Source organism: Rhizobium sp. P1_E6, from assembly GCF_056405875.1.
The window spans coordinates 41,105-63,951 of record NZ_JBFUBG010000002.1 but is presented as its reverse complement, the minus strand read 5'-3'; the positions used below and the strand labels follow the sequence as shown (position 1 = coordinate 63,951).

The 22,847-nt window shown below is 60.7% G+C and carries 25 protein-coding genes; 20 read left to right on the top strand and 5 right to left on the bottom strand.

Annotation, left to right across the window (positions count from 1 at the left end; all coding sequences use genetic code 11):
• Positions 1–39 precede the first annotated feature (39 nt).
• The 5 genes from AC1D35_RS01850 (at position 40) to AC1D35_RS01830 (ending at position 4,850) form a co-directional block, all read left to right on the top strand.
• Positions 40–513 (top strand): peroxiredoxin family protein, encoded by a 474-nt coding sequence (locus AC1D35_RS01850; protein ID WP_113310656.1) that lies wholly within the window; start codon positions 40–42, stop codon positions 511–513.
• On the top strand, positions 510–1,328 hold the full coding sequence (locus AC1D35_RS01845) for a ferritin-like domain-containing protein (RefSeq protein WP_113310657.1): 819 nt from the start codon (positions 510–512) through the stop codon (positions 1,326–1,328). The genes AC1D35_RS01850 and AC1D35_RS01845 overlap by 4 nt, the downstream gene beginning before the upstream one ends.
• Before the next feature lie 106 nt (positions 1,329–1,434).
• Positions 1,435–2,757 (top strand): peptidoglycan DD-metalloendopeptidase family protein, encoded by a 1,323-nt coding sequence (locus AC1D35_RS01840; protein ID WP_113310691.1) that lies wholly within the window; start codon positions 1,435–1,437, stop codon positions 2,755–2,757.
• Between the two features lie 97 nt (positions 2,758–2,854).
• Positions 2,855–4,420: a DEAD/DEAH box helicase gene (locus tag AC1D35_RS01835; RefSeq protein ID WP_477855456.1), complete on the top strand. Its 1,566-nt coding sequence runs from the start codon at positions 2,855–2,857 to the stop codon at positions 4,418–4,420.
• 7 nt (positions 4,421–4,427) lie between these two features.
• Positions 4,428–4,850 (top strand): NUDIX domain-containing protein, encoded by a 423-nt coding sequence (locus AC1D35_RS01830; RefSeq protein WP_477938195.1) that lies wholly within the window; start codon positions 4,428–4,430, stop codon positions 4,848–4,850.
• Here AC1D35_RS01830 and AC1D35_RS01825 read toward each other — a convergent pair whose 3' ends face one another.
• Both AC1D35_RS01825 and AC1D35_RS01820 read right to left on the bottom strand, forming a co-directional pair.
• Positions 4,851–5,168 carry a TfoX/Sxy family protein gene (locus AC1D35_RS01825; RefSeq protein ID WP_113310659.1) on the bottom strand — a complete coding sequence of 106 codons (318 nt, stop codon included), beginning with the start codon at positions 5,166–5,168 and terminating at the stop codon, positions 4,851–4,853.
• A 31-nt stretch (positions 5,169–5,199) separates the two neighbouring features.
• Positions 5,200–5,694 (bottom strand): flavin reductase, encoded by a 495-nt coding sequence (locus AC1D35_RS01820; RefSeq protein WP_113310660.1) that lies wholly within the window; start codon positions 5,692–5,694, stop codon positions 5,200–5,202.
• A 172-nt stretch (positions 5,695–5,866) separates the two neighbouring features.
• Here AC1D35_RS01820 and AC1D35_RS01815 point away from each other — a divergent pair, with 172 nt between their 5' ends.
• From AC1D35_RS01815 to purB, 5 genes are all read left to right on the top strand, one after another.
• Complete coding sequence (locus AC1D35_RS01815; RefSeq protein WP_113310661.1) at positions 5,867–6,949, top strand: ABC transporter substrate-binding protein; 1,083 nt, start codon at positions 5,867–5,869, stop codon at positions 6,947–6,949.
• Positions 6,950–7,009: 60 nt separating this feature from the next.
• Complete coding sequence (gene rpe / locus AC1D35_RS01810) at positions 7,010–7,687, top strand: ribulose-phosphate 3-epimerase (RefSeq protein ID WP_113299427.1); 678 nt, start codon at positions 7,010–7,012, stop codon at positions 7,685–7,687.
• On the top strand, positions 7,687–8,415 hold the full coding sequence (locus AC1D35_RS01805; RefSeq protein ID WP_113299428.1) for a DUF2259 domain-containing protein: 729 nt from the start codon (positions 7,687–7,689) through the stop codon (positions 8,413–8,415). The genes rpe and AC1D35_RS01805 overlap by 1 nt, the downstream gene beginning before the upstream one ends.
• A 2-nt stretch (positions 8,416–8,417) precedes the next feature.
• On the top strand, positions 8,418–8,903 hold the full coding sequence (locus AC1D35_RS01800; RefSeq protein ID WP_477938194.1) for a hypothetical protein: 486 nt from the start codon (positions 8,418–8,420) through the stop codon (positions 8,901–8,903).
• A gap of 62 nt (positions 8,904–8,965) precedes the next feature.
• Positions 8,966–10,273 carry an adenylosuccinate lyase gene (gene purB, locus AC1D35_RS01795; RefSeq protein ID WP_113299430.1) on the top strand — a complete coding sequence of 436 codons (1,308 nt, stop codon included), beginning with the start codon at positions 8,966–8,968 and terminating at the stop codon, positions 10,271–10,273.
• Between the two features lie 45 nt (positions 10,274–10,318).
• Here purB and AC1D35_RS01790 read toward each other — a convergent pair whose 3' ends face one another.
• Positions 10,319–10,783 (bottom strand): low affinity iron permease family protein, encoded by a 465-nt coding sequence (locus tag AC1D35_RS01790; protein WP_113299478.1) that lies wholly within the window; start codon positions 10,781–10,783, stop codon positions 10,319–10,321.
• Positions 10,784–10,910: 127 nt separating this feature from the next.
• The gene (locus AC1D35_RS01785) at positions 10,911–11,714 is read right to left on the bottom strand and encodes a DUF2189 domain-containing protein (protein ID WP_113310663.1); all 804 of its coding nucleotides are present in this window, start codon (positions 11,712–11,714) and stop codon (positions 10,911–10,913) included.
• A gap of 160 nt (positions 11,715–11,874) precedes the next feature.
• Between AC1D35_RS01785 and AC1D35_RS01780 the strand changes: the two genes are divergently transcribed.
• The 7 genes from AC1D35_RS01780 (at position 11,875) to AC1D35_RS01750 (ending at position 17,802) form a co-directional block, all read left to right on the top strand.
• On the top strand, positions 11,875–12,429 hold the full coding sequence (locus tag AC1D35_RS01780; protein ID WP_113299432.1) for an RBBP9/YdeN family alpha/beta hydrolase: 555 nt from the start codon (positions 11,875–11,877) through the stop codon (positions 12,427–12,429).
• A gap of 106 nt (positions 12,430–12,535) precedes the next feature.
• Positions 12,536–14,839 carry an EAL domain-containing protein gene (locus AC1D35_RS01775; protein WP_113310664.1) on the top strand — a complete coding sequence of 768 codons (2,304 nt, stop codon included), beginning with the start codon at positions 12,536–12,538 and terminating at the stop codon, positions 14,837–14,839.
• A gap of 230 nt (positions 14,840–15,069) precedes the next feature.
• Positions 15,070–15,834 (top strand): phosphoribosylaminoimidazolesuccinocarboxamide synthase, encoded by a 765-nt coding sequence (purC, locus tag AC1D35_RS01770; RefSeq protein WP_477938193.1) that lies wholly within the window; start codon positions 15,070–15,072, stop codon positions 15,832–15,834.
• Between the two features lie 15 nt (positions 15,835–15,849).
• On the top strand, positions 15,850–16,092 hold the full coding sequence (gene purS / locus AC1D35_RS01765) for a phosphoribosylformylglycinamidine synthase subunit PurS (RefSeq protein ID WP_113299435.1): 243 nt from the start codon (positions 15,850–15,852) through the stop codon (positions 16,090–16,092).
• A 44-nt stretch (positions 16,093–16,136) separates the two neighbouring features.
• A complete protein-coding gene (locus AC1D35_RS01760) occupies positions 16,137–16,691 on the top strand; it encodes an RNA 2'-phosphotransferase (protein WP_113310665.1) in 555 nt (184 codons plus the stop codon).
• Positions 16,688–17,359, top strand: coding sequence for a phosphoribosylformylglycinamidine synthase subunit PurQ (gene purQ, locus AC1D35_RS01755; RefSeq protein ID WP_113299437.1), 672 nt, complete (start codon positions 16,688–16,690; stop codon positions 17,357–17,359). Before AC1D35_RS01760 ends, purQ begins: the two co-directional genes overlap by 4 nt.
• A gap of 38 nt (positions 17,360–17,397) precedes the next feature.
• The gene (locus tag AC1D35_RS01750; RefSeq protein ID WP_113299438.1) at positions 17,398–17,802 is read left to right on the top strand and encodes a hypothetical protein; all 405 of its coding nucleotides are present in this window, start codon (positions 17,398–17,400) and stop codon (positions 17,800–17,802) included.
• 106 nt (positions 17,803–17,908) lie between these two features.
• On the opposite strand, the gene AC1D35_RS01745 is transcribed toward AC1D35_RS01750, so the two are convergent.
• The gene (locus tag AC1D35_RS01745; protein WP_113310692.1) at positions 17,909–18,163 is read right to left on the bottom strand and encodes a DUF1127 domain-containing protein; all 255 of its coding nucleotides are present in this window, start codon (positions 18,161–18,163) and stop codon (positions 17,909–17,911) included.
• Positions 18,164–18,242: 79 nt separating this feature from the next.
• Here AC1D35_RS01745 and AC1D35_RS01740 point away from each other — a divergent pair, with 79 nt between their 5' ends.
• The 3 genes from AC1D35_RS01740 to purL all read left to right on the top strand — a co-directional run bounded on the left by AC1D35_RS01740 (position 18,243) and on the right by purL (position 22,844).
• Complete coding sequence (locus AC1D35_RS01740; protein ID WP_113310666.1) at positions 18,243–19,661, top strand: aminotransferase-like domain-containing protein; 1,419 nt, start codon at positions 18,243–18,245, stop codon at positions 19,659–19,661.
• A gap of 125 nt (positions 19,662–19,786) precedes the next feature.
• Positions 19,787–20,368 carry an acyloxyacyl hydrolase gene (locus tag AC1D35_RS01735; protein WP_113310667.1) on the top strand — a complete coding sequence of 194 codons (582 nt, stop codon included), beginning with the start codon at positions 19,787–19,789 and terminating at the stop codon, positions 20,366–20,368.
• 241 nt (positions 20,369–20,609) lie between these two features.
• Entirely contained in the window at positions 20,610–22,844 is a 2,235-nt protein-coding gene (gene purL / locus AC1D35_RS01730) for a phosphoribosylformylglycinamidine synthase subunit PurL (RefSeq protein WP_113310668.1), read from the top strand.
• Positions 22,845–22,847 lie beyond the last annotated feature (3 nt).

The window sequence follows — 22,847 nt, the reverse complement described above, 5'->3', positions numbered from 1 at the left end:
TAGTATCTCTCCTAAACCCGGCAAAAGAAAGTTTTGAGAATGACTGCTCCCGGTATTGGTTCTGCTGCTCCCGATTTCAGCCTCCCGCGCGATGGCGGCGGCCGCATTTCACTCTCGGATTTTCAGGGAAAGCCGGTGGTCCTGTTCTTCTACCCCAAGGATGACACCACGGGCTGCACCACCGAATCACTTGATTTCACAGCACTTGCCGATGAGTTCGCGGCTGCCGGAGTTATCGTCGTCGGCATGTCGCCCGATTCGGCGACGTGCCACGACCGCTTCGTCAAGAAGCACAAGCTGACGGTTGCCCTTGCCTCCGACGAGGACAGGACGACGCTGCAGGCCTATGGTGTGTGGAAGGAAAAGAAGATGTATGGCCGCACCTTCATGGGCGTCGAGCGTACGACCTTCCTGATCCGCAGGGACGGCACCATCGCCACCATCTGGCAGAAGGTGAAGGTCGCGGGCCATGCCGAAACGGTGCTGGCAGCCGTCAGGAATCTTGCCGCGTGACGACCATCACTTCGCTGCGCGGCGGCGCGATCGATGCGATCCGCTCCGCCGATCTCGATCGCAAGACCGATCTGGCGCAGGAAAGCGCTAACAGGTGGTTCGCGCGGCGCATCTCGCTGCGCTCGCCGCTCGACGCACCCCTTCCGGAACGTCCCGGCCGGCCGGAAAAGCCGCTGCTGGTGCCGCCGACCCAGGTTGGAAAACGCTCGCTCCATACCGTGCATGGCCGCGTCGCCCTGTTGCACGCGATCGCCCATATCGAACTCAACGCTGTCGATCTGGCGCTCGATATCGTTGCGCGATTCGCCTCGGCACATGTGCCGAACTCCTTCTTCGATGGCTGGATGCAGGTGGCCTTCGAAGAGGCCAAGCACTTTCGCTTGGTGCGCAAGCGGCTGAATGATCTCGGCGCCGATTATGGCGATCTTCCCGCCCATGACGGTCTTTGGCAGGCGGCACATTCGACCCGCAACGACCTGACGGCCCGGCTTGCCGTCGTGCCCCTGATTCTCGAAGCGCGCGGCCTTGATGTGACGCCTGCACTGCAGGCCAAGATGCGCGAGACCGGCGACCTCGAAAGTGCTGCCGTTCTCGACGTCATCTACAACGACGAGAAAGGTCATGTCGCCGTCGGCGCAAAATGGTTCCGCTTCCTCTGCGCCCGGGAAAAGCGCGATCCGGCAAGGACGTTTCAGGAGCTGGTGCGGGCTAATTTCCGCGGTCCGCTGAAGGCGCCGTTCAACGATGTGGCGCGCGCCGAAGCCGGGCTGACGCCCTCCTTTTATCGCGCGCTGACATCGACGAGCCAAAGCTGAACGGCAAAGTTCCCTAACGTTGCGTAAACCACTTATTAACCATAACTATATGTAATTAATCCCAATGACGCGGGCGCTGGAACCGCGCATCTTTGGGGGGCCCTCCGTGACGAGCGGACATCACAGTCGGGTATTCGGCAAGAGGGCACAAGAACACATCCTCATTCTCGCAAGTGGCGACAGAGTGCGCCACATGACGGTGAAGCCGTGGATGGCTGCCGTCGCCTTCTGCTTCGTCGGTGTCTTTTCCATAGGCTATTTGCTTGCCACCTCCTACCTCGTGCTGCGCGACGATCTGATTGGCGCGACCATGGCCCGCCAGGCCCGCATGCAGCATGATTATGAAGACCGCATCGCAGCGCTCCGCGCACAGGTCGACCGCATCACCTCCCGCCAGCTTCTCGACCAGCAGGTCGTCGAGGACAAGGTTGACAAGCTGATGGAGCAGCAGATGGCGCTGACCTCGCGTCACGGAAAGCTCGACAACCTGCTCGACCGTGCTGAAAGCTCCGGTCTGACCGGCAAGGATGCGCCCGCCGCGGACGTGCCTGCACAATCCTATGCGCCTGATATCAAGGACAAGCGCGCTTCGCTGACCGGCGGCGCACAAGCAATTGAAAAGCTTCTGGCGGGCGATAATCAGCCAGCCGATGCCGGGGCACCCGATAATTCCACCCTCGCCTATGTTCCATCGGAGGAAACCGTCGGCGACCGCGCCGACCGTGTCTTTTCCAAGGTCACACTCTCGCTGAAGACCGTCGAGCAGGACCAGAAGAGCCGCATCGAGCAGCTGACGAGCGATGCCGGCAATGCCGCCGATACGATCAAAGGCGTGCTCGATCGTTTCCATATCGAAATCCCGGCAGAGACCATTGCCGCCAAGGAAGACGAGGACAGCGCCGTCGGCGGTCCTTATGTGGAACCTGAAAGCAACGACGACTTCAACAATTCGCTCGTCCAGCTTGATGGCGCGCTGACGCGTCTGGAAGCCGTGCGCAGCACCGCCGAAGCCCTGCCCTTCCGTAACCCGGCCATAGGCAAGGAAGTCACCAGCCCCTTCGGCAACCGGCGCGATCCGTTCCTCGGCCGGCTTGCCCTTCATTCCGGCATCGACTTCCGCTTCTCGCCCGGCGAGAGGATCCGCCCCACCGCGCCCGGCAAGGTGGTCGCGGCCGGCTGGACCGGCGGTTATGGCAACATGGTCGAGGTCGATCACGGCAACGGCATTTCGACACGCTACGGCCATATGTCCGAGATTCTGGTGAAGGTCGGCGACACGGTCGACCGCAACGATGTCATAGGTTTGGCCGGCAGCACGGGCCGCTCCACAGGCACGCACCTGCATTATGAGGTGCGTCAGGATGGGCATGCCGTCGACCCGATCTATTTCATGAATGCCGGCCTTAAACTTGCCACTTATATAAAATAGCCGATCTGGGTAACGAACACTTCACCTCAACCCCGGGGTGAAGCCGCTATTCCTTGACTTGCCGGCCGTTTCGGACTATGTCGCGCAGCATTGCGGCATGCAATCCCGCCGACTCGCCAGAGACCGGCCGAACGGAACGGAAACAGTTTTCCCTTTGACGACATTTGCTGATCTTGGTTTGAGCCCCAAAGTGCTCTCCGCTGTTACCGATGCGGGCTACACGATCCCCACTCCCATTCAGGCTGGGGCAATCCCCTTCGCGCTTGAACGTCGTGACATCTGCGGCATCGCGCAGACCGGCACCGGCAAGACGGCCTCCTTCGTTCTTCCCATGCTGTCGCTTCTGGAAAAGGGCCGCGCCCGGGCCCGCATGCCCCGCACGCTGATCCTGGAACCGACCCGTGAACTGGCCGCCCAGGTTGCCGAAAACTTCGAGAAATACGGCAAGAATCATCGTCTCAACGTCGCCCTTCTCATCGGCGGCGTATCCTTTGAAGACCAGGACCGCAAGCTGGAGCGCGGCGCAGATGTATTGATCTGCACCCCCGGCCGCCTTCTCGACCATTTCGAGCGCGGCAAGCTCCTGATGAGCGGCGTGGAAATCCTCGTCATCGACGAGGCCGACCGCATGCTCGACATGGGCTTCATTCCGGATATCGAGCGCATCGCCAAGCTGATCCCCTTCACCCGCCAGACCCTGTTCTTCTCGGCCACCATGCCGCCGGAAATCCAGAAGCTCGCGGACCGCTTCCTGCAGAACCCGGAGCGGATCGAAGTTTCCAAGCCGGCTTCGGCATCGGTCACCATCACGCAGCGTTTTGTCGCCTCTCACGACAAGGATTACGAGAAGCGCGCTACATTGCGTGACCTCGTCCGCGCTCAGACCGATCTGAAGAACGCGATCATCTTCTGCAACCGCAAGAAGGATGTCGCTGATCTCTTCCGTTCGCTGGAGCGTCATGGCTTCTCGGTCGGCGCCCTGCATGGTGACATGGACCAGCGCTCGCGCATGGCCATGCTTGCCAACTTCAAGGACGGCAACATCCAACTGCTCGTCGCTTCCGACGTCGCCGCCCGCGGCCTCGATATTCCCGATGTCAGCCACGTCTTCAATTTCGACGTGCCGATCCACGCGGAAGACTATGTTCATCGTATCGGCCGCACCGGCCGCGCCGGTCGCTCGGGTGCTTCCTTCACCATCGTCACCCGCCGCGACCAGAAACATGCCGACGCGATCGAAAAGCTGATCGGCGAAAAGGTCGAATGGCAGAGTGGCGATCTGTCCTCTCTGCCGCCGGCCGAAGAAAGCCGCGACAGCGAGCGGTCTCCCCGCCGCGGCAAGGGCCGTGAACGGGACAAGGATCGTGGCCGCGAGCGTGAACGCCGGCCTGCGAGTCATAAATCTGATATCAATGCCGAAGATAATGGCATTGAAGTCGTGGAAGCAGCACCAGCAAGACCAGCAAGGGCCGAAACCGTGAAGAACGAGCGCAAAGCAGAACCGAAGCCGCAGAACAACGCGCGCAACGCTCGGCAGTATCCGGCGAACGATGACAATCGCGAGCGCCGTCGCCATCGTGACCACGATGATGGCCCGACGCCGGTTGGCTTTGGTGACGATATTCCCGCTTTCATGCTGATCGCCGGCTACGCAAAGGCCTGATTGCCCGATGGGCACGCCCGGCATCGATTTCCCAGGCCTCGGTGTAGGCCTGGTGATTTTGCGCGACGGCAAAATCCTCCTCTACAAGCGTATGCGTCCACCTGAAGCCGGCTACTGGAATATTGTCGGCGGCAAGGTCGATCATATGGAGCCGGCTGAGGAAGCCGCGCGCCGCGAGGCGGAAGAAGAAACGGGGCTCACCATCGGTCGCATCGAACGAATCGGCTCGACTGAGCAGATCATCGAAGCCGACCGCCAGCACTGGATTTCCCTTCTCTATATCSCCCGTGACGTGACGGGCGAGCCGCAGCTCACGGAACCGGACAAGCTGTCGGAATTCGGCTGGTTCGGCCTTGCCGATCTGCCGGAGCCGCTGTCAGCGTTTACCAGGGTTGCGATATCATCTCTTCCGGCCGGGCAATTGCGCTGATCATTCAGCCCGCAATGCGGCTTCATAGGCAAGCCGCACCCAGCGCGCCATGACGTCAGGGTCATCATAGGCCTCTTCAGGAATGCTCCAGTAAGGCATCTTCACCGGCGCACCCTTCTTGCCCTCGTAGAACCATTGGCTGGCGCCGGCCGCCGTAAATTCCGCCGCGCTCTTCTCGTCGGCCTTCAGCAGGATCTCGTCGCGCACTTCCAGTGCCAGGATCCGGCCGAGGTGGTAGATGCCCTTGCCGCCGAACATGGGCTTGATGGTGACAGGCCCAAGCGACTGAAACATTTCCTCGATGCCGGCATTGTCCATGGCCTGTCGCTCCTCTTGCGTGGCGAGCCAGCTAAATCGAATGATAGCCGCGGTTCAAATAGAGAAGCGCCGGGTGGATCTCGGTGAAACGAACGGCGGCGACCTCGCCGAAGATGACGTTATGGGTCGGCATTTCCTTGATGTCGGTCACTCGGCAGTCGAAGACGGCAAGCGCATCGGCAAGCACCGGGGCGCCCGTTGCCAGCGTTTCGAAGCGGGCGCTCGAGAAACGATCCTCGTTTTCCAGATGCGTACGGCCTGAAAAAGCATCGGCAACGGCCTGATGATGGGCGCCGAGTGAGTTCAACGCGAAGATGCCGCTGCGGAAGAAGATCTCGTTCTTCGCATTGGTATTGTTGAGACAGACGAGGACGGAAGCCGGATGGTCGGATACCGAGCAGGCGGCCGTGATGGTGACGCCGCGGCGGGCCTCACCCATGGCCGTCGTCACGAGTTGCACGTGGCCGGCATAGCGGCTCATGGCGTCGCGATAGAGGCCGGGATCGATATGCTGCCTGTTCAACACATGCTTCTCCGCGTTCGGTGTCTTGTTCTTGTTATTTCACCAATATGGCGGGCATCGGTTACCTTTTCTACAATGGCACCCGCGAAAAGCTGCGGAACCTGCTTGTTTTTCTTTGACGATTGTCGCCGTGCGGATAAAAGGGCATGGACAAGACGAGAGACCTGCACCTTTCATGACGACCCTGCGTGTCATAGCCGCCCTTCTGTCGCTGATGGCGTTGACGGCCGAAAGCCGTGCGGCCGGCGTGACGATCGGAGTCGTGGCGCCGCAGGGGGGCACTTTTGCCTCGCTCGGCGCCCAGATCTTCGCAGGAGCGAATTTCCAGATCCAGCAGGCGGGCGATACGGTCGTCCCTATCAACGAGACCTGCCAGGACAATAGCGGCCAGGCGATCGCCGATGCGCTGATCGCTGCCAAGGTCCAGATCGCGATCGGCTTCCTGTGCAGCGAGACGCTGGAAGGCGCCCTGCCGAAGCTGAAGGACGCCAGTATCCCTGCCATCACCGTATCAGTACGCTCACGCATCCTGATGGAAGATTCGCTGAAAAACGGCTGGCCCCTCTTCCGCCTCGGCCCGCAGGATAGTGATGAAGCTGCCAAGATCATCCAGATCATCCTGCAGCAATGGACGGCTTCTCCGATCGCCCTCATCGAAGATGGTACGATCCACGGCCGTGAACTGACGGAAGCCGTGCGCAACGCGCTGGAAGAAAATGGCCTGAAGCCCGTTTTCACCGACACCTACCGGCCGGGGCAGGAACAGCAGATCGGCCTCGTGCGCCGCCTTAAGCGGGCCGGTGCCACCAAGGTTTTCATCGGCGGTGACAGGAACGATGTCGCCACCATCGCCCGTGACGCGAGGGCCGAAAACATCCCGCTCGACATCCTGAGCGGCGATGCGATGCGCGCTGCAAACCAGCCGCTCGCGCTGGCGGATGGCGTGCGCGCCGTTGCCATCCCCGAATATGCGCTTCTACCGGATACGGCTGCGACCGTCGCGGCCCTGCGCGCGGCTGGAATCGAGCCGGAAGGCTATGTCCTGCCGGCAGCGGCCGCCGCGCTGATTGCCAGCCAGGCCGTGCAGGCGGCGATGGCCGAAGGCAAGCCGGTTGCCGAAAAGCTGATCAGCACGGAATTCCACACGCCCATCGGACCGGTCACCTTCACGCCGGCCCATGAGCTTTCGCAAAATCCCTATCGTCTTCTCGAATGGCGCGGCGATGCTTTCGTCCCGCCTGCCGACGGGACAGACTGACCTATTGACAATGCCGGGAGGCGGCTTGCCCGCTGCCGGTTGAGATGGAGACCGAGACCCATGACGACACTGCCCATCCGCATCGCGCCGTCGATCCTGGCGGCAGATTTTGCAAAGCTCGGCGAGGAAGTACGCAACGTCACCGCAGCCGGCGCCGACTGGATCCATCTCGACGTCATGGACGGGCATTTCGTGCCGAACATTTCCTTCGGCCCTGACGTTATCAAGTCGCTGCGCTCCTATACGGATGCGACCTTCGACTGCCATCTGATGATCTCGCCGGCCGACCCCTATCTGGAGGCTTTCGCCAAGGCCGGCTGCGACCGCATCACCGTGCACGCAGAGGCAGGACCGCATCTGCACCGCTCGCTGCAGACGATCCGCCATCTTGGCAAGAAGGTCGGTGTCACGCTCAATCCGGCAACGCCGCTTTCTGTGGTCGAGAACGTGCTTGACGATGTCGACCTCATTCTCATTATGTCCGTCAACCCCGGTTTCGGCGGCCAGAAATTCATTCCGGCAATGGCAGACAAGATCGCAGCAGCGAAGTCACTCATCGGTGATCGCCCGATCGAGCTTGAGGTGGACGGTGGTGTGACGGTCGATACCGCGCCCACCGTGGCAAAGGCCGGCGGCAACGTGCTCGTCGCCGGATCGGCAATTTTCAAGGGCGGCTCGGTCGAGTCCTATCGCCAGGCCATCACCGCCCTTCGCAACGCGGCTGAGGGAGCTCGCTAATGACGAAGCGCATGTTTATGGGCGGGTTTTTCGCCGCCCTGCTGACCGGCATGGCCGCGACGGCCTCGGCCGGCGACATTGCCAATATGCAGCCGGTCGGTTTCTCGGCCGATGGCAAGATCTTTGCCTTCCAGGAATTCGGCATGAAGGATGGAAAGGTGCCCTATTCGGATACCTTTTTTATCGACACCGAAACCGGTGAAAACCTTGAAGGCACGCCCTTCCATCTAGAGCTGACAGACAAGGACGCTGATCTTTCCAAGGCGCGTCGACAGAACCTGACGGCTGCCCGTAAGCAGATGGACAAATACGACCTTCTGACCAATCCGGGCCTGATCGCCGCCTTCAACCCGCCGACCGAACTCGGCTCGCCAATGAAGACGATCCGCTACACGACGCTTGCCAACGATGGCCCGCCGCGCGGCGCCTATACGCTGCTGCTCGGTGACGCCGATGTCGCAAAGCCGGATAGCTGCAAGGACGTCAACCGCGTCACCGGCTTTACGCTGCAACTCATCGAAAAGGACGGCGCGCCGCATCGCCAGCTGGTGCATGAAGACAAGTCGCTGCCGGATGATCGGGGCTGCACGGTCGAATATCGCATGGGCGGCGCCCTCGTCTACCAGCCGGAATCGGCAAAGCCTGTTCACATCGCCCTCATTCTGGCACTGAGCGCCGCGCCGGACGGCCGTAACGGCCGCTGGATCGCCGTTCCGGTTCACCCCTGAGAATGAACCGTCTGCGGGCGGCATGGCCGTCCTTTCCAGATTTTTTCATTGGCGCCCCGCTCTGGGGCGTCCAGATGCTGCTCTCGGTCATGGTTGGCCTCTACCTGCGTAATGGATGGGAAACGAGCCACGTGCTCGATCTCTCCATCCTCTATTTTAGCGGCGGGCTGCTCTCCTGGCCCTTCAACCTGCTTGTGGGGCGCTATTTCGCTCTGGGCCATAAGGTGGAGACGCGTTTCGCCGCTTTCTTCCTGGCGTTGACGACCGGCACGGTCCTGATGACAGCCTTTCTCTTCGCCATGGACTACCGGATTTTCTATGCCCGCTGGCATGCGCCGTTCGGCTCTGTCATCTGGATGTTCCAGTTTGTCTTTACCGGCGCCAGCGCCGTTTATCAGTTCCTCGTTATCGGTCTGGGGCTATTTCTGCCCCTTGGACTGGTCTGTCTTTTCGCCACCAGCCTGGCTCTTGCCAAACRCATGCGTTGAGATTGCCGGCCGTCTTTGCTACAGGGGCCGCAGCTACTGTCACGAAATGAAGGCGCTCGCACATGATCCCTCGTTATTCCCGGCCCGAGATGGTCGCCATCTGGTCTCCCGAAACCAAGTTCCGCATCTGGTTCGAGATCGAGGCCCATGCCTGCGACGCGCTGGCGGACCTCGGCGTGATCCCGAAGTCGGCGGCTGCCACCATCTGGGAAAAGGGCGGCAAGGCGACCTTCGACGTCGCCCGCATCGATGAGATCGAGGCCGTCACCAAGCATGACGTTATCGCCTTCCTGACCCACCTTGCCGAAATCGTCGGCCCGGACGCCCGCTTCGTCCATCAGGGCATGACCTCGTCCGACGTGCTCGACACCACGTTCAACATCCAGCTCGTGCGCGCCGCCGATATTCTTCTTGCCGGCATGGACCGCGTTCTCACAGCGCTGAAGACGCGTGCCTTCGAGCACAAGGATACGATCCGCATCGGCCGCAGCCACGGCATCCATGCCGAGCCGACGACGATGGGCCTGACTTTCGCGCGCTTCTATGCCGAGATGAGCCGCAACCGCGCCCGTCTGGTCGCTGCCCGTGCCGAAATCGCCACGGGTGCCATCTCCGGCGCCGTCGGCACCTTCGCCAATATCGATCCGGTTGTCGAAGAGCATGTCTGCGCAGCCCTCGGCCTCGTTCCCGAGCCCGTCTCCACGCAGGTCATTCCGCGTGACCGCCATGCGATGTTCTTCGCCACCCTCGGTGTCATCGGCTCGTCGATCGAAAACGTCGCGACCGAAATTCGCCACATGCAGCGCACCGAAGTGCTGGAAGCGGAAGAATACTTCTCGCCGGGCCAGAAGGGCTCGTCGGCCATGCCGCACAAGCGCAACCCGGTTCTCACCGAAAACCTCACTGGCCTTGCCCGCCTTGTGCGCATGTCGGTGGTGCCGGCCATGGAAAACGTGGCGCTCTGGCATGAGCGCGACATCAGCCATTCGAGCGTCGAGCGCGCTATCGGCCCCGACACGACTGTTACCCTCGATTTCGCGCTGAACCGTCTGGCCGGCGTGGTCGAAAAGCTCGTAGTCTATCCCGAGAACATGGAAAAGAACCTCAACAAGTTCCGTGGCCTCGTCCATTCGCAGCGCGTTCTCCTGGCGCTGACCCAGGCCGGCGTCTCCCGCGAGGACGCCTACCGCCTCGTCCAGCGCAACGCCATGAAGGTCTGGGAACAGGGCAAGGATTTTCTGGAAGAACTGCTCGCCGATGCCGAGGTCCGCGCCGCGCTTTCTGAAGAAGACATTCGGGAGAAGTTCGACCTTGGCTATCATACGAAGCATGTCGACACGATCTTCCGCCGCGTCTTCGGCGAAGCGTAATCGCTGCAAGATATCCCTTGAAACGGCGCCCATGAGGCGCCGTTTTCATTTCCGCTTGCGCTGCGTGGAGGCCACCGGCGTCTTGCGCTTTCTCGACTCGCGTTTTGCAGGTGATGTATCGGCCGGCTCATCCGATATCTCGCAGGCCTCTGTCTCACCCTTGCCTTTAGCCGCTTTGGCCACCAGTTGGTCGAGATGCTTGAGGTCTTCTTCATCGAGATTTTCGATGCCGATGAAGCGGTTCTCCGCATGGCTGGTCAGGATGATCTCATTGAGCTTTGCCTGGATGGCCCGCGTATCGCGTGTCTGCGCATTCTGCAGCACGAAGACCATCAGGAAGGTGATGATCGTCGTGCCGGTATTGATCACCAGTTGCCAGGTTTCCGAGTAGTCGAAGACAGGGCCGAGAGCAGCCCAGATGATCACGGCGATGAGCGCCAGAATGAACGTCACCGGCTTGCCCGCCCACTCCGATATCTTGGTCGCGAAGTGGGCAAACACGTGGCGTATGGTCACCTTGAAATCCTCCTCAGAAGTCGGCGCAAGACAAACTCCATGCAAGGTTCCGAGGTTCCAGAGTGCAGTGAATTTCCGGGGGGCATCGTGGAAATTCGCGATACCCCCGGGAGTGCTGCCGTCACATGGCTTCGCGGGCAATCAGCTTCCGGTAGAGATGCCAGGTCGCATGGCCGAGGATGGGAATGACGAGTGCGAGGCCGACAAAGAGCGGGATTGTGCCGATGACGAGCGATGCGGCAACGATCAGGCCCCAGAGCAATACCGGTACCGGATTGATGAAGGTTGCGCGGATCGAGGCGACCATCGCGGCCACCGCCCCGCAATCCCTGTCGAGCAGCATCGGGAAGGTCACGACGGTGATCGCCAGAACGACGAAAGCAAAGCCGAGGCCGACCAGATTGCCCCACAGGATGAGCTGCATGCCTTCCGGCGTACTGAACACTTGCTGCAGGAAGAGCGACATGGAGCGCGGGAAGACTTCGCCGAGAAGCCCCGCATAGATGGTTTGCGCCGTGACCAGCCAGACGGTGAAGATCCCGAACAGCAGGAGGCCAACGGCGATGATGGACGGCAAAGCCGGCGAGTGGCGCACGTCGAGTGCATGCGTCCAGGAGGAATCGAGTCCGGCTTCGCGCCGGCGGCTGATTTCGTAGAGGCCGATCGCGGCGATCGGGCCGATCAGCACGAAGCCCGACATAAGCGGAAAGATCATCGGTGCAAGATTGGCGCCCGAACTCAGCATCGTCAGGAAGATGCCGGCGATCGGATACATGAGACACAGGAAAACATAATGCGAAGGCTTCTCGCGGAAATCCTCGAAACCGAGCCTGAGCGCGTCGAAGACGTCGGCTATGCTGATCTTATTGACCACGGGCCGTGCGAAGCTCTCGCCAGCGCCCGTCATGACATGAAATGTCGTCATGGCTTTCTCCTCCTCAGCCAAGATGAGCCGGAGGCGATGTGTCGGCAACAAGGGGCCGACACGAGAACGCAACCGGCAGACAGCCACTGTAGCAAATTTTTTGAGCTAAGTCGCTCTTTCCCTTGACATCGCGGTTACGCTTTCTCACATCGGCGGCACCATGAAAGCTTCAGACGCAGATATCCTCATCATTCCCGGCTATACCAATTCCGGTCCCGACCATTGGCAGACCCGCTGGGAAGCAAAACTCAGCACGGCGCGGCGCGTCGAGCAGGCGGAATGGTCGAAGCCCGTGCGCGACGACTGGACCGCCCGCATCGCCGAAGCGGTGAATGCCAGCACACGCCCCGTCGTGCTCATCGCCCATTCCCTTGGCGTGCCCTCGGTGATCCATGCCATCCCGCTGTTTCAGAAGCGCGTTGCCGGCGCCTTCTTCGTGGCGCCCCCCGATGTAGCCAATCCTGATATCCGCCCGAAGCATCTGATGACCTTCGGCCCCTACCCGCGCGATCCGCTGCCCTTCCCCTCGATTACGGTTGCCAGCCGCAACGATCCCTTCGGCACCTATGAGCATGCCGACGATATCGCCAACAGCTGGGGTTCCTTCCTGGTGGATGCCGGCGAGTCCGGTCACATCAACTCGGAATCCGGTCACGGCCCGTGGCCGGAGGGCACGATGGTCTTTGCCCAGTTTCTCAGTCGCCTGCCCGGCTGAGAAACCGGAATATCGGGGGTTTCCAGAGAATTAAGCGATCGCTTTCTAAGTATTTCTTAATGGAAAGACCGCAGACTGCGCACACGCCAGAATAGCGAGAGCGCCCGTGAAGCAAAGCCAGCCGCCCAAAACCGCCGCCGATATCAGTCGCGACGAACCGGCGGCCGATGGGTTCGCAAGCTACACCGATGATTCCGACATCGCCGAGCGTGAAAGCCGCTGGAACTATGCGCTGGTCGGTTCCGGCCTCGGTGTCTGGGATCACAATTATCGCCTCGACAAGAAATATTATTCCCAGACATGGAAGAACATCCGCGGCATGGCCCCGCATGAGGAAGCGGATGGCGACTACGAAGCCTGGCTGCAGCTCGTACATCCTGATGACCGTGATTTTGTCGTCGAGGCGATAGAGCGCCAGAACGCCGGCGATCCGAATTGTCACGTCTTCCAGTATCGCGAGCGCCATAAGGACGGACATTGGGTCTGGATCGAATGCCGAGGGGCGCCTGTCGAATGGGATGAGAATGGCGCTGCACAGCGCGTCGTGGGCACGGATACCGATATTACCATCCGAAAGGAGACCGAGGAGATGCTGTCTCAGCTCTCCCGCCGTCTCGATCTTGCTCTGCAGATCAGCGATATCGGCGTCTTCGAAGCCGATATCGATCATCGCACCGTCGAATGGGACGATCGCCTCATCGCGATCTACGGCATGAAGGGCCTCGATCGCCACGCTGCCGCCGCTGCGTGGCCGGATGCGATCCATCCCGACGATCGCGAGCGCGTGCTCGGCACCGTCGAGAGCAATGTCCGAGACGAGATGCCCTTTCACCAGGAATTCCGAATCATCCGGGGGGATGGCGCCGAGCGCATCATCCGCGCCCGCGCTGCCTTCTTCGTCGATGGCAACGGTTGCCGGCGGTTGATCGGCGCCAACTGGGACGTAACGGACGAAGTGGCGCTGCGCAACGAACTGCAGCGAGCCAAGGATCTCGCCGAAGCACGCAACAGGCAGCTCGAAGCCGCCAAGGAAAGCATCGAGCATCTGGCGTTCCATGATTATCTGACCGGCCTGCCGAACCGCCGCTATCTCGACAAGATGCTGGAGGAGCGCTCCACCCAGTGCCGCGAGGAAGGCCTGGCGCTCGCCATCCTTCATATCGATCTCGACCGTTTCAAGCAGATCAATGATACGCTCGGCCACCGCGCCGGCGACCATATGCTGAAACATGCCGCCCGGGTATTGCGCGACTCCATTCGCGCCACTGATTTCGTCGCGCGCATCGGCGGCGATGAATTCGTCGTCCTCTGCATCGTCGACACCGCCTCGAAGAAGATCGCCACCGTCGCCGAGCGCATCATCCGCGAGCTGCGCAAACCCATCAAATATGAGGGGCATGATTGCCGCTTCGGCGCCAGCATCGGCATCGCCATCGACAGCGGCCCGAAGCTCGATGAAAAACAGCTTCTCCTTAATGCCGATATCGCGCTCTACCGGGCCAAGGGCTCCGGCCGCAACCGCCACGAATTCTTCTCCAATGCCGCGCGCCGCACGATCCTGACGGCCAAGCGCCTAGCGGACGAAATCCTGATCGGCCTGGAGCGAAGCGAATTCGTGCCCTTCTATCAGCCGCAATTCGATGCCCGCACGCTCGATATCGCCGGCATCGAGACGCTGGCCCGCTGGCAGCATCCCGAACACGGCCTGCTGGCCCCGGATCGTTTTCTCGACATTGCCGAAGACCTCGACGTGGTCTCGACCATCGATGCCTTGATCCTCGAACGGGCGATCGCCGATCGGAAGGTCTGGGTCCGCGAAGGCTTCGCCATTCCCCGCATCTCGGTCAATGTCTCCGGCCGGAGACTGTCCGATCCGCAGCTCGGCAAGAAGCTGCGTTCGCTGAAGATCGAGCCCGGCACGATCTCATTCGAGCTTCTGGAATCCATCTCGCTCGACGATTGCGACGAGGCGGTGACCGCAAATCTGAAGAAGCTGAAGAAGCTCGGCATCGACATCGAAGTCGATGATTTCGGCACCGGCCATGCTTCGATCGTCAGCCTGCTGCGGCTGAGCCCGAAGACGCTGAAGATCGATCGCGAATTGATCAGCCGGCTGCCGCAATCGGCCGAGCAGCGCAAGCTCGTGCGCTCCATCATCGAAATAGGCCGCTCGCTGAACATTCTCGTCACCGCCGAAGGTGTGGAGACCACCGATCACGTCCGTATCCTGCAGGAGCTTGGTTGCGACATGCTGCAGGGCTATGCTCTCGCCCGGCCGATGCCTGCCATGCAGATCCCCGCGTTCATCCGCAGCGGAAGCTGGCGGCAGCCGGAGGGTGCGGCCCGCGCGCTGCAGACGGATCTGCGACTTTCCGTCGACCGGCCCATCTCCAAAACAGCCTCCAGATAAACACCTGTATAACCCCTCCGAGATTTTGCCTTCATTTCACCGTAAACAAAAAGGCGGTAGTCTTCCCTTGCGAAGACATTCGATTCTCTTTGCGGTTTTCCGCGCAGGGCCGGAAACCGGGGAAGGAGTGACAGGCGGATTGTGAAACTCTCTCTTTTCCTTTAAGGGGACGCCACGAGATCGATCCACGCGCGCTATCCCAAGAGCGCCAACAGCAGAGAATAACGACTATGAACCGTCGCCGCCGTATCTACGAGGGCAAGGCAAAGATTCTGTATGAAGGGCCTGAACCGGGTACGCTGATCCAGTTCTTCAAGGACGATGCCACTGCTTTCAACAAGAAGAAGCACGAAGTCATTGATGGCAAGGGCGTCCTCAACAACCGTATTTCTGAATATATTTTCAGCCATCTGAACAACATCGGCATTCCCACCCACTTCATCCGCCGGCTCAACATGCGCGAGCAGCTGATCAAGGAAGTGGAGATGATCCCGCTTGAGATCGTCGTGCGCAATGTCGCCGCCGGCTCGCTCGCCAAGCGCCTCGGCATCGAGGAAGGCGTGGTCCTGCCGCGTTCGATCATCGAATTCTATTACAAGTCCGATACGCTCGAGGACCCGATGGTCTCCGAAGAGCATATCACCGCTTTCGRCTGGGCCAACCCGGCGGAACTCGACGACATCATGGCGCTCGCCATCCGTGTCAACGACTTCATGACCGGTCTTTTCCTCGGCGTCGGGATCCAGCTCGTCGATTTCAAGATCGAATGCGGCCGCCTCTTCGAGGGCGACATGATGCGCATCATCCTGGCCGACGAAATCTCGCCGGATAGCTGCCGTCTCTGGGATATCGAGACCCGCAAGAAGATGGACAAGGACCTCTTCCGCCGCGATCTCGGCGGATTGCTGGAAGCCTATTCGGAAGTCGCGCGCCGTCTCGGCATCATCAATGAAAACGAGCCCGTGCGCGGCACGGGTCCCGTTCTGGTCAAGTAAAAGCAGGGAAAACAAGTGATCAAGGCTCGCGTCACCGTCACGCTGAAAAACGGCGTTCTCGATCCTCAGGGCAAGGCTATCGAAGGCGCGCTTGGCGCCCTCGGCTTCGGCGGCGTCGGCCATGTCCGCCAGGGCAAGGTCTTCGACCTGGAACTTGATGGTTCCGACAAGGCCAAGGCCGAGACGGAACTCAAGGCCATGTGCGAGAAACTCCTCGCAAACACGGTCATCGAGAACTACGCGATCGCGATCGACTGACGATCACAGGCCCGCCGTCCGGCGGGCTTTCAGGATTAGGCGTCATGATGGAAACAAAGCTGGAGACGGAAGTCTCGAAATTCATGAGCTATGTTTTGCGCCATGCGCCGGAAGCCGCAGGCCTGACGCTTGATGCCGAAGGTTGGGTCCCCTTCGATGTGTTCGAGAAGGCGTTGATGTCGAGATACGACGTCTCTCGCGCCGATATTATCGAAATCATCGAGAACAGTCCGAAGAAGCGCTTCGCCCTGGTCGATGACAGAATTCGCGCCAACCAGGGCCATAGCATCGGTGCCGATCTGGCATTGAAGGCGGTCGAGCCGCCGGCAGTCCTTTTTCATGGCACGTCGCTGGTGAACTGGCCCCTGATCGAGCGCGAAGGCCTGAAGAAGATGGAACGGCACCACGTTCATCTCTCTGATGATGTCGAAACGGCGAAGATCGTCGCAACGCGCCGCAAGGGCGACTATATCATCCTGCGTGTAGACGCAGCCCGCATGTTTTCAGAGGGCCATTCTTTCTTTGTCTCGGACAATGGAGTATGGCTCGCCGAAAGCGTTCCAGTTCAATATCTTTCGCCAACCGCGGGGACCTTATGAAATCAGCCGTCGTTCAACTTCCGGGCCTCAACCGCGATCGCGACATGATCGCCGCTCTCACCAAGATCTCCGGTCAGCAGCCGGTGACGATCTGGCAGACGGAAACGGAAATCCCTGACGTCGACCTGATCGTCATTCCCGGCGGGTTCTCCTATGGCGATTACCTGCGCTGCGGCGCGATTGCCGCGCGCATGCCGGTCATGCAGGCGATCATCGAAAAGGCAAACCAGGGCGTGAAGGTTCTGGGTGTCTGCAACGGCTTCCAGATCCTCGTCGAGGCGGGCCTGCTGCCGGGCGCCCTGATGCGCAATGCCTCGCTGAAATTCGTCTGCCGCGAGATCAAGCTCGAAGTCGTCAACGCCGAGACGGATTTCTCCCGTGCCTATGAAAAGGGCCAGATCATCCGCTGCCCGGTCGCCCATCATGACGGCAACTACTTTGCCGATGCCGAGACGCTCGCTGCCATCGAGGGCAACGGCCAGGTCGTCTTCCGCTATGCTGAAGGCACCAATCCGAATGGTTCGGTCAACGACATTGCCGGCATCGTGAATGCCAAGGGCAATGTGCTCGGCATGATGCCGCATCCGGAAAATCTTATCGAAGCCGCCCATGGCGGTTCGGATGGCCGCGGCCTCTTCGCCTCGGCGCTCGACGTCATCGCTGCCTGATTAGGCGGCCCGTTCGCCGGACCACTGGAGCAAGCTGAATGCGCCCTCGCCTTTTCGCCGCCGTTGCCAACGCTGCGGCCTTTGCCGGCCTCGCGGCATTCGTCGCTGCCTGCCAGTCTCCGGCTCCTGTAAGGGGACCGGATCGCAGTGCGCTGTCGACGATGGAGCGTGTGGCGCTCGGCGCCAATAGCTGCTGGTTCAAGTCGGGCGATCCGGCTTTCGCGGCTTACAAGCTCGCGCCGGAACTCAATTCCTTCTCCGGCCGTCCGCGCATTCTGGTCGTGCACAAGGGCAGCCCGGAAAGCCGGCCGCTGCTTGTGGTGCAGGCCGAAGGCAGCCCAGCCAAGATGCAGGCTTTCGGACCGATGATGTCCGAGCCGGTTTCCGGCCGTATCGCCGCCGATGTCACCCGCTGGTCGGGCGGTAACCGCGCCTGCAGCTAGGGCAATTCCAGCAAAAGTGCGCAGCGGTTTTGCGTCCGCAATTGCGTGAAAACAGAGAGACAGAGCATTTCCCGTGTTTCGCAGAAAAGCGGAAATGCTCTAAGCTTCAGTCCCAGAAAAATGACTTGCTGACTTCGCGTGCGGCATCGGACTGCGACAGGCCGATATCCTTGAGTTGATCCGCTGTCAGTCCGCGCAACGCCAGGCGCCCCTCCCGCTTCTGTTGCCATAGCAGGAAGACTGCCCGCAGACGCCCCAGCTGAGTCGTGGCCGGCGCCTGCGTCGGGAGGACAATTTCGTGCGGGCTATCGATAGAGACAATCGATACAATATCGCTCTTTATTGGAGGTACAACGGACATCCTTGGCTCCTGTTGTTCTGCTCTTGTGATTGTCACATAGTCTTGACAGAGAGAGGGTGACAATCTATTCATTGTCACCATGACAAATTGGCTTCCTGATCTTTCGCAGGGCTCTGGCCCGGTCTATATGCGGCTTGCGGACAATATCGAATCCGCCATTGCTTCCGGCACCTTGCCGGCGGGCGCCAAGCTGCCGCCGCAGCGCAATCTTGCCTATGATATCGGGGTGACAATCGGAACAATCGGCCGGGCCTATGCGCTGGTTCATGAGCGCGGGCTCGTCGCCGGCGAAGTTGGCCGCGGCACCTATGTGCTTGACCGCGCCGATACGCCGCCCAGCGAGCAGGTGGACCCTGTCACCCTTTCGCTGAGTGGCACGCGTGTTGCCGAGGCCCCGCCGAACAAGCTTCGCTTCGATACGACCGCTGCCCCGGATCTCGGTCAGGGCAAGATCATCGCCGGCATCATGGCCGAGATCGGCGAACAGCATCTGGCGGAAATCTCTTCCTACTCCCGCAGCTTCCCACCGAACTGGTTCGAGGCCGGCCGTCTGTGGCTGGCGCGCAACGGCTGGTCGCCGGAGGCTGAAAACGTTGTGCCGACGCTCGGCGCGCATGCGGCGGCCATCTCCGTCATCGCAGCCGTGTCAGCACCCGGTGACAAGATCGTCTTCGAAAACCTCACCTATACGCAGGTGAGCCGCAGCGTCCGCCTGCTCGGCCGGCGTACATTGACAGTCGAGTCCGATGAAAACGGCATCATTCCCGAGGATTTCGAGCGGCTCTGCCAGCAGCAGCATCCGAAGCTCGTCTTTACGATGCCGACGGTCCACAATCCGACACTCGCCATCATGCCCTATGAGCGGCGCGTCGCGATCGCCGAAATTGCCAGACGGCACGGTGTGTGGATCATCGAGGACGATCTCTATGGTGGCATGGCCAATGACGCTACGCCACTGCTTGCCGCAATCGCGCCCGATCGCACCTTCCTGGTCAATGGCCTGTCGAAATCGGTTGCTGCCGGCGTGCGTGGCGGCTGGGTCGCCTGCCCGCCGCATTTCGCCCAGCGCATCAAGGTCACGCACAAGATGGTTACGGGCGGCCTGCCCTTCATCCTGGCGGAAACCTGCGCGCGCCTTGTCCTGAGCGGCAAGGCGCATGAGATCCGCGACGCGAGCGTTTTGGAACTGTCGGCCCGCGTGAGTCTCGCCCGTGAGGTCATGCAGGGCTTTGATTTCGAATCCCACCCGCATGCGCCCTTCCTGTGGCTGAAACTGCCGGAACCCTGGCTGTCCGGCACCTTCAAGAATGCCGCCTTTCGCGATGGCGTGCTTGTCGACGACGAGGATGAGTTCAAGGCGGCGCGTGGCGACAAAGTCTATCACCGCGTGCGCATCGGCTTCTCTTCACCGAAGGATAGAAACGAGCTGGTGTCCGGCCTTATGATATTGAAACGACTGCTGGAAAATGGCGGCTCCGCCTACGACGGGGAAATCTGAACTGTTGCAAATTGGTGTCAGGATTGTGGAAAAAGCCATGATCCGGACACCAGCGCTTTACCGTCTAACTCTGCGTGTTACCTCTTTCACATTCCGCTGTTTAAGCGAGAATCAAGGGACAGCAGATGAAATTCGATTTCCGTTTGAGCCTGCTACGCCTGTCGAGTATCGCGTTGGTCGCACTCATTGCCAGCAGCCTGGGAATGTCATCAACGGCGCAAGCCGGAGGCAAGATTTTCGACGAATTGCGCTTCGGCGCTTCTGCTTCCGTTCAGGGCGGTCACTCGCATGAAGATGGCGTTTTCCCTGAAGTAACGGTCCTTTTCGATCCCTTCGGTTTTGAGCAGGCAACCGACTGGAAGCAGCAGCTCATGCATCCGCGCGTCCATGTCGGCACCTCGATCGGCACGGCGGGTGAAGCCACGCAGTTCTTCGCCGGTTTCACCTGGACGGTCGACCTCAGCGACAAGATCTTCGCTGAAGCTGGCTTCGGCGGCGTCATCCACACTGGCGAGCTTCGCGATGACGACGACGATCCCGATCTCGGCTGTCGTGTGCTGTTCCACGAATATCTCGGCGCCGGCTATCGCTTAAACAGCAACTGGAATGTCATGGCGCAGCTCGCCCATTCCTCGAATGCCAATCTCTGCGATGGCCCCAACGACGGCATGACCCGCGCCGGACTGATGGTCGGCTACAAATTCTGACGGGCTTCGCCCGTTAAAGACAGCATTATGAAGCTTTTGATGCCTGCCCTCTGTTGACGGCAGGCATTTTCCTATCGCGCGCAATTCCTACTTAAGCTAAAGACACGGCAAACGCGCTAGGGCATGTCCGTTGTTCTTCGAATCTCGGTCGTGCTCTATCTCTTTGTTTCACGCAATTCCGGACGCAAAACCGCTGCGCACTTTTGCTGGATTGCTCTAAGGCAGGGACTTTCGAGAGCTCATGACCATTCCCAACACTATCAAGATCACGCCGGAACTCATCGCCTCACACGGCCTCAAGCCGGATGAATACCAGCGCATTCTGGATCTGATCGGCCGCGAACCGTCCTTTACCGAGCTCGGCATCTTTTCGGCCATGTGGAACGAGCACTGCTCCTATAAATCCTCCAAGAAGTGGCTGCGCACCTTGCCGACCAAGGGTCCGCGCGTCATCCAGGGACCGGGCGAAAATGCCGGCGTGGTCGATATCGATGACGGCGATTGCGTCGTCTTCAAGATGGAGAGCCACAACCACCCCTCTTATATCGAGCCCTACCAGGGTGCGGCGACCGGTGTCGGCGGCATCCTGCGCGACGTCTTCACCATGGGCGCGCGTCCGATCGCTGCCATGAACGCGCTGCGTTTCGGCGAGCCGGATCATCCGAAGACCCGCCACCTCGTCTCCGGCGTGGTCTCCGGCGTCGGTGGCTACGGCAATTCCTTCGGCGTGCCGACGGTCGGCGGCGAAGTGGAATTCGATGCCCGCTATAACGGCAACATCCTCGTCAACGCCTTTGCTGCGGGCCTTGCCAAGTCTAACGCCATCTTCCTGTCGGAAGCCAAGGGCGTCGGCCTTCCCGTCGTCTATCTCGGCGCCAAGACCGGCCGCGACGGCGTCGGTGGTGCAACGATGGCATCCGCCGAATTCGACGAATCGATCGAGGAGAAGCGCCCGACAGTTCAGGTCGGCGACCCCTTCACCGAGAAATGCCTGCTCGAAGCCTGCCTGGAACTGATGAAGACCGGCGCCGTCATCGCCATCCAGGACATGGGTGCCGCCGGCCTCACCTGCTCGGCTGTCGAAATGGGCGCCAAGGGCGACCTCGGCATCCTGCTCGAACTCGACAAGGTGCCGGTGCGCGAAGAGCGCATGACCGCCTATGAGATGATGTTGTCGGAAAGCCAGGAGCGCATGCTCATGGTGCTACAGCCGGAAAAGGAAGAGGAAGCCAAGGCGATCTTCGTCAAGTGGGGCCTCGATTTCGCAATCGTCGGCAAGACCACCGATGACCTGCGCTTCCGCGTCATGCATCAGGGCGAGGAAGTTGCGAACCTGCCGATCAAGGATCTCGGGGACCAGGCTCCGGAATATGACCGCCCCTGGCGCGAATCCGGCAAGCGTGCGCCGCTGCCGGCCAATCTCGTCGCTGCTCCCCAGGATTATAACGAGGCGCTGCTGCAGCTCGTCGGCTCTGCCAACCAGTCGAGCCGCCGCTGGGTCTACGAACAGTATGACACACTGATCCAGGGCAACTCCCTGCAGCTTCCGGGCGGCGATGCCGGCGTTGTGCGCGTCGAAGGTCACCCGCTGAAGGCGCTGGCCTTCTCCTCCGACGTTACACCGCGTTATGTCGAGGCCGATCCTTTCGAAGGCGGCAAGCAGGCTGTTGCCGAATGCTGGCGCAACATCACTGCGACCGGCGCCGAGCCGCTGGCGGCGACCGACAACCTCAACTTCGGCAATCCGGAGAAGCCCGAAATCATGGGCCAGTTCGTCGAAGCCGTGAAGGGCATCGGCGAAGCCTGCCGCGCGCTCGACTTCCCGATCGTATCCGGCAACGTCTCGCTCTATAACGAGACCAATGGCGTCGCGATCCTGCCGACCCCGACCATTGCCGGCGTCGGCCTGATGCCCGACTGGCGCAAGATGGCCCGTATCGGCAGCGCTGCCGAAGGCGACCGTGTTCTGCTCATCGGCACCGACGGCAGCCATCTCGGCCAGTCCGTCTATCTGCGCGATGTCATCGGCAGCACCGAAGGTCCCGCACCTGAAGTCGATCTCTTCGCCGAGCGTCGCAACGGCGATTTCGTCCGCTCTGTGATCCGCAACGGCCAGGCGACCGCCTGCCACGACATTTCCTCTGGTGGTCTGGTGACAGCACTTGCCGAAATGGCGATGGCTTCAGGCAAAGGTCTCAATATCAGCCTCAGCGAAGGTAAAGGCGCGCCGCATGCACAGCTCTTCGGTGAGGATCAGGCCCGCTACGTCCTGACGGTTCCAAAGGATGTTGCCGATTTCGTCTGCGCCAATGCCGAAGGGTCAGGCATTCCCTTCCGCCGCCTCGGAACGGTGGGCGGTGGCGCGCTCGTTGTCGACGATCTGATCTCGCTGCCGATTCAGCAATTGCGCGACGCCCATGAATCGTGGTTCCCTGATTTCATGGACGGCCGYGGCGAACTTGCCGCTGCGGAATGATGC